The 6,673-nt window shown below is 37.2% G+C and carries 4 protein-coding genes; 2 read left to right on the forward strand and 2 right to left on the reverse strand.

Translation table 11 applies throughout. The features are described from left to right. Positions 1-54: 54 nt before the first annotated feature. Positions 55-660 (reverse strand): bifunctional phosphoserine phosphatase/homoserine phosphotransferase ThrH, encoded by a 606-nt coding sequence (gene thrH / locus B4N75_RS03705; RefSeq protein ID WP_273464311.1) that lies wholly within the window; start codon positions 658-660, stop codon positions 55-57. A gap of 311 nt (positions 661-971) precedes the next feature. Here thrH and B4N75_RS03710 point away from each other — a divergent pair, with 311 nt between their 5' ends. Then, positions 972-4,544: an HD domain-containing phosphohydrolase gene (locus tag B4N75_RS03710; RefSeq protein WP_296706606.1), complete on the forward strand. Its 3,573-nt coding sequence runs from the start codon at positions 972-974 to the stop codon at positions 4,542-4,544. Between the two features lie 8 nt (positions 4,545-4,552). Beyond that, on the forward strand, positions 4,553-5,755 hold the full coding sequence (locus B4N75_RS03715; RefSeq protein ID WP_296667104.1) for a BMP family ABC transporter substrate-binding protein: 1,203 nt from the start codon (positions 4,553-4,555) through the stop codon (positions 5,753-5,755). Positions 5,756-5,768: 13 nt separating this feature from the next. Here the strand turns inward: B4N75_RS03715 and B4N75_RS03720 are convergent, their stop codons facing one another. Continuing rightward, positions 5,769-6,473: a hypothetical protein gene (locus tag B4N75_RS03720; RefSeq protein ID WP_296020523.1), complete on the reverse strand. Its 705-nt coding sequence runs from the start codon at positions 6,471-6,473 to the stop codon at positions 5,769-5,771. Between the last annotated feature and the right edge of the window lie 200 nt (positions 6,474-6,673).

Raw genomic sequence — 6,673 nt, forward strand, 5'->3', positions numbered from 1 at the left:
TTTTTTTGCAATTTTGCCGCCAAAACGCCAGGTTTTTAAATCTGGCGTTTTTTTTTATTTTTTGAGCGCGTCTTTTATTGCGGCCAAAAGTTCTGAATATTCTGTAAAAGCCGGAATATTCGGATAATCATTTTTGATTTTGTCTGTCGTGCGGAACAAAAAACCTGCCTTGCTTGCTTCAATCATTCCGAGATCGTTGTAGCTGTCGCCAAAAGCGATTGTTTCAAAACCAATTGACTGCAGCGCTTTTACCGTCGTTAGCTTTGATTTTTCGCAGCGCATCTTGTGCTTTACGATAAAACCATCTTTGTCTGTTTCGAGGCTGTTGCAGAAAATAGTCGGCATTCCGAGTTTTTTTAGAATCGGGCCTGCGAATTCTTCAAAAGTATCGCTCAAAACAACAGTCTGGCAGATTGAACGCAGCTCATCCAAAAATTCTTTTGCGCCGGGAAGCGGATCAATTTTTGCAATCGTATTCTGAATGTCCTTTAATGTAAGTTTGTGTTCCTTTAAAATTGCGATTCTCCAGTTCATCAGTTTGTCGTAATCAGGTTCATCGCGAGTTGTTCGTGAAAGTTCAGGAATTCCAGAAACTTTTGAAAACTCAATCCAGATTTCTGGAGCAATTACGCCTTCCATGTCCAGACATGTAATGTACATTTTTTCCTCCAGCAGAACGCCAAATCCGCCTGCTTTAAATTTTTTATGAAAGTTTAGCATTTTTTTTTCTATGAGAAAATACGAATTTTTAATTTTTCGCAGCGCATCTTCGCGCTGACCGGCTCTTACTGCAAGTCCTCCTCGCTTCGCTCGTCCGGTCTTTCCGTGGCGATCCGGGCTAAGTTTTGTCCAAAAAAAATCAGTTCACGCATTGTTTTCTATAATTGCTTGACTAAAAACTTACAAAAAAATTGCCATAGAAATTGTAATTCATAAATAAAACGTTATAATATTAAAGACAGGAGAAAGTGATGTTGTTAAAAGCCAAAAAAGAATATCTAATTGTTCCATTTACGGTGCTTGCGCTTTTGATTGACCTTCTTGGAAGAGTTTTTGCCGAAAATCTTATGCTTCCGCTTTGGTGCGACTCTGTCGGAACTTTTTTTATTGCGTATTTTGCAGGTCCGATCTGTGGCGCAATAGTCGGTTTTGCAAACAATATAATTTACGGCATTTTTGTTGACCATCAGTCGGTTTACTGCGTTACTGGCGCGTTTATCGGTTTTTTGGCGGGATATTTTGCAAAAAAGAAAGTTTTTGAAAGCCAGTTCTTAACTATGACGATTGGAATGGGGCTTGCTGTAATTTCAACAGTAATTTCTGTAATCGTCAGCATAACAATGTATGGCGGTGATATTGGCAATATTTGGGCATCTCAAGTAATGCGTTTTTTTATGGACGCAGGTTTTCCAAAATATGTTTCCTTTGTAATTGGCCAGTTTTATATTGAATTTTTAGACAAACTGTTTTGTGTCGAAATAATTTATCTTTTAATAAAGTTTGCAAGGTTTTACAGAAAAAAACGTGACGAAAATTCAGAAGAAAAAATCATTCCAAAAAAAATAGCTCCGTTTTTGACTTTTATTTTTGCGCTTTTCTTTGTTTTATTGCCTAAAACAGCTTTTACTCAAAATTTTGCCGATGAATGGGACTCTTATGTTCAGACAGTTTTTTCAAATCCTGAAGGACTTTTGTCTGGCGAAGCAAATGACATAGCGCAGACAAATGACGGAAAACTTTGGATTGGAACTTATGCCGGTCTGTTTAAGTATGACGGTTCAAAATTTAAGCTTATGAGCGATATTCATTCTGTAAAAAGTGTAAATTGCCTTTTTGTTGACGAAGAAGGGAGGCTTTGGACTGGAACAAATGACAGCGGAATTACGATTTTTATAAATGAACGCGTAATGAATGTAATTGACGAAGAAAGCGGACTTCTTTCAAATTCTGTAAAGGACATTGTCAGCGATACCGACGGAAATTATTACATCGGAACAACAGAAGGAATTTCTCTCGTGTCTTTGAGCGGCGGAGTAAAAATTACAAAAAACTATGAACAGATAAAAAATGTAACAAAAATGTCTGCTGACAAATTTGGAAATGTCGTTGCTGTTACCGAACGCGGAGAACTTTTTTGCTTTAAAAACGGAGAAATTTGCTGTTCATTTTTAAAAGATGGGAAAAATATCTCTTTTCAGAGTGTAGATTTTTCGGAAGACGGAAGGCTTTTTCTTGCAAGCCCGGACGATTCGATTTTTATTTACAGCTTGACGCCTTCTGGTCCAAACTTAGTCCGCAAATTTAAAATTCCAGGAATAGAAGGCATAAATTCATTCTATTTTGCAGAAAATAAAGGTGTTTTTGTTTGTTCTGACACGGGAATTGCCTTTTTCGATGAAAGTTTTAAGGCCAAAAAACTTTACACGAACAATTTTACGAATTCGATAGACGCAATGCTTATCGATTATCAGGGAAATCTCTGGTTCAGTTCTTCAAGGCTTGGGCTTCTCGAAATGTGCAAATCTACTTTTGTTGAGCTTTTTTCTGAAATCGAAGAAACCTCTGTTGTAAATTCTACAGAAAAATGGCAAGGACTTCTTTTTTGTGGAACTGACGAGGGGCTTATAATTCTTGACGAGGAAAACGAAAAAAAAGTTGAAAATAAAATAAGTTCATTGCTTAATAAAATAAGAATTCGCTGTTTGAAGGTGGATTCTATGAATAACCTGTGGATTGCAACGACAGGAAGCGGCATTTATAAAGTAAGTTTGGATTCTTCTGGCGAATACGAAATAAAGAATTTTTCACAGAAAACTGGACTTCCTGGAAACCGTTTTAGAAATATCTGCGAGCTTAAGGACGGAAGAATTGCCGTTGCCGGAGATTATGGAGTTGCCTTTTTGAGAGAAGATGCTGTTGAAAAAGTTTTTACTGCGCAGGACGGTTTTGCCAACGAAAAATCTCTTTGCCTTCTTGAATACAAAAATGGCTGCTACGTAGGTTCGGACGGAGGCGGAATTTCAAAAATAGAAAATGGCCAGATTGTAAAAAATATTGGAAAAAAAGACGGACTTTCTTCAAACGTAATTTTGCGAATGGTTTACGATTCTTTTTCTGACGGTGTTTTTATTGTTACAAGCAACGGAATTTGCTATACGTCCGAAAAAGGAGAAGTTAAAAAACTTGATAATTTTCCGTATTCAAACAATTACGACATGATTTGCGACTCTGACGGAACATGCTGGATTTTGGGAAGCGCAGGAATTTATGTTGCTCAGTCAAAAGATTTGATTGAAAATTTGAAGACTGAATATCCTGTTATAAATGCAAAGCATGGTTTTCATTCGCTGCTGATTGCAAATTCATGGCCTTGTCTCGAAAACGACAATCTTTATCTTTGCTGCGACAGCGGAGCCGTAAAGGTTAATATGTCAAAATACGACATGGCTTCAAAATCTTACCGCATGATTTTGGATTTTGCGGAAGTTGACGGAATAAAGCAGAAAATTAGCCGTTCTGACGTTTTTAAACTTTCGCCTCAAACTCAAAAACTTGTGCTTGAGCCGGAAATATTGAATTATTCTCTGAACGATCCTTATGTAAGATATTTTCTTGTTGGAAATGATTTAAAACCGGCAGAGTGTTTGCTCAGCGAACTTGGAAAAATTTCTTATTCAAACTTAAAGCCAAAAACTTACATGTTTAAAATTTCAATTCTCGACGGATTGAACGGAAATGTAATTGAAAGCGCAAATTACACGATTGAAAAAGAAACAGAAATGTATCAGAAAAACTGGTTCAAACTCTATGTAATTTTGACTGGCTCGCTTGTTCTTGTCTGGCTTACATGGTTCGTTACTAGAGTTCGTTCTCAGAAAACTTTGCTCAAACAAAAATACGAGCTCGAATATGCAAAAAAACAGATTAAGATGGTGAACGAAACTATTCTTTCTATTGCCCAGACTGTAGATGCCAAGGATTCAAATACGAGCGAACATTCTTACAGGGTGTCGGAGTATTCAGTTTTTATTGCAAAAAAACTTGGATATTCAAAGGAAAAATGCGAAACTCTGCGGCAGATGGCGCTTTTGCACGATATTGGAAAAATCGGAATTCCGGATGCTATTTTGAATAAGCCCGAAAAACTTACGGACGAAGAATACAAAATCATGAAATCTCATGTTATTCGCGGCGGAGAAATCTTAAAATACTTTACGGTTGTTGACAATGTAAGCGTTGGCGCTCTTTATCATCACGAAAAATACGATGGAAGCGGCTATTGCCACGGCCTAAAAGGTGAAGAAATTCCTCTTGACGCAAGAATTATCGGTATTGCAGACGCATTTGACGCAATGACGGCAAACCGTATTTACCGCAAACAGCTGGATCTTGATTTTGTAATAAACGAGCTTAAGAGGAACAGCGGAACTCAGTTTGATCCAAAACTTGTGGACATCATGCTTTCTCTGATTGCTGACGGAACAATAGATGCTGAAAGCCTTTACAAAAAATCAAAAAAAATTCCGGCAGAAAACAGTAAATGAGGAAAACTATGAATGTAAAAATGAAAAAAAAATATATTTTGTGCACAATTACTTCTGTTGCAATGTGCCTGCTTTCTTTTGGACTTCATATTTTGACACGTTCCGAAGACAGATGCCTTAAAGTTGGATTCATTTTTGTAGGAGATGAAATAACTCCTTATACAGAAAATTTTATAAAGGCACAAAATCACGTTGTTTCGGTTTTTGGCGACAAAATTGACTGTGTTACTAAGTACAATGTTACGGAAGACCAGATTGAAGGTCCTTTGGAAGAACTTGTAAACGAAAAGTGTGATTACATAATTGCCGCCAGTTACGGTTACGGTCCAGTTGTAAAAGAGATGGCGGCGCTTCATCCTGAAATTGATTTTTGTGTGCCGACTGGCGACAATGCAAATGATGAGCCTGTTCTTTCAAATTATCATAACTGTTATGGAACAATTTATCAGGGGCGCTATATTTGCGGTGTGATTGCCGGAGAAAAACTTAAGGAAATGATTGAATCGAAAGTTATAAGCGCAAAAGAGGCAAAAGTCGGTTACGTTGCGGCTTTTCCGTTTGCAGAAGTTATTTCCGGCTATACGGCTTTTTATCTTGGCGTTCACTCGGTTGTTCCAGAAGCGACAATGCTCGTAAAATATACGGACACTTGGTCAAATTATTCTTTGGAAAAGCAGGTTGCCGCAGAATTGATTGATGAAGGTTGCGTTGTAATATCTCAACATTCTGACACAAAAGGACCTGCCGTTGTCTGTGAAAATTCAAAAAGACCGGTTCCTGTCTATCATGTCGGATACAGCCAAAGTATGACAGATATTGCTCCGACGCGTTCCTTGGTCAGCTGTTCTGTTGATTATTCATACTATTTTGAGCAGTCAATAAATGCTCTTTTGCATGATAAGAAAATTGAAGATTGCATTGACGGCAAGGTTTACGGTCAAGACGCAATGGCAGGAATCGAAAAAGGCTGGGTTCGCATTTTGGACATAAACTATGCAGTTTTGCCGGAAAGTATTGATTCGACCGTAAAATCTGTTAGCAACAAAATCGAAAAAAATGATATTGTAGTTTTTTCTGGAAATTTTACAGGAACTGCTCCGTTTGACAGTTCCAATAAAATTGACTTAAGGACACCTTTTGTCGAAAATGAAAAATCTTCATCTCCGGCTTTTTGTTATGTCCTCGATGATGTAATTAAGATTTTGCCTTAGTTTTTTAGGAATTTTAGCAATCCCACCATTGAGCTGCAGTTTGATCTGCCAGCTGGAGCAAAATGACAAGAGGGTTTTGCAGAAAATTTGAATAGTTAAAACTTTCGTTCGGACTTAAATCGGAAAATCCCATGTGGCGGCTTATTGCTTCGAGAACCGGACGTTTATGAATGTATTCTGGAAGACACTCAAGAAGCATGAGAGCGGATTCGTTTCCGTGACCAAGATTTCGGTTTTCGCTTTTTACTTTAAAATAAGGCTCGTAAACCCAGTTCCCCTGATAGTTTTTTGTTTTTTTGTGTTCGACTGAATAAAATCCAGCTTTGCAAAAATCGTGAGACAGCGCGGCAATAAAAATGTCTGCAGCTGAAAAATTATAAAATTCTGCACGCTTTGTCTGGATAAAATTTGAAAAAATCATTGGCGCAAAAACAAGGCTTTGGTAAATCACCGTAAGAGAATGAGCCGCAAGTCCTCCGGCAACGTTTGCGTGGTATTTTGCGCTTGCAGGACTTGTGAAAAATTCGTGTTTTTCCATCCATTCTGTAAGACAGTCTATTTTTTCTTTTGGAAGCAGGGCTGTTGCCATTTCGAGTATTGTATCTTTGACTTTTTGGCTGTCAAAAGTTCCATCCATTAAAATCGGCTTGTTTTTTGAAAAAATCTGCGCAACATTTTCTACCTGGATTTTTAACTCAATTAAATCGTTTTCATTCATAAAATGATTATAAAATTAAAATTGTGGTCTGAAAAGAAGGTGCTTTAAATACATAAGTGTGTTTTTATTATGTAAACACAAAATGGTTTTTAGAAACGTGAAATTTTAAGGAACGAGCGATAAAGAAAATATTTATATTGAATAAATATGCAGAACTTTGTATGATAATTGCATATTTATTCGTGATAGTGGAGCTTTTT

Source organism: Treponema sp. UBA7570 (assembly GCA_002477955.1).
Classification (GTDB): Bacteria; Spirochaetota; Spirochaetia; order Treponematales; family Treponemataceae; genus Treponema_D.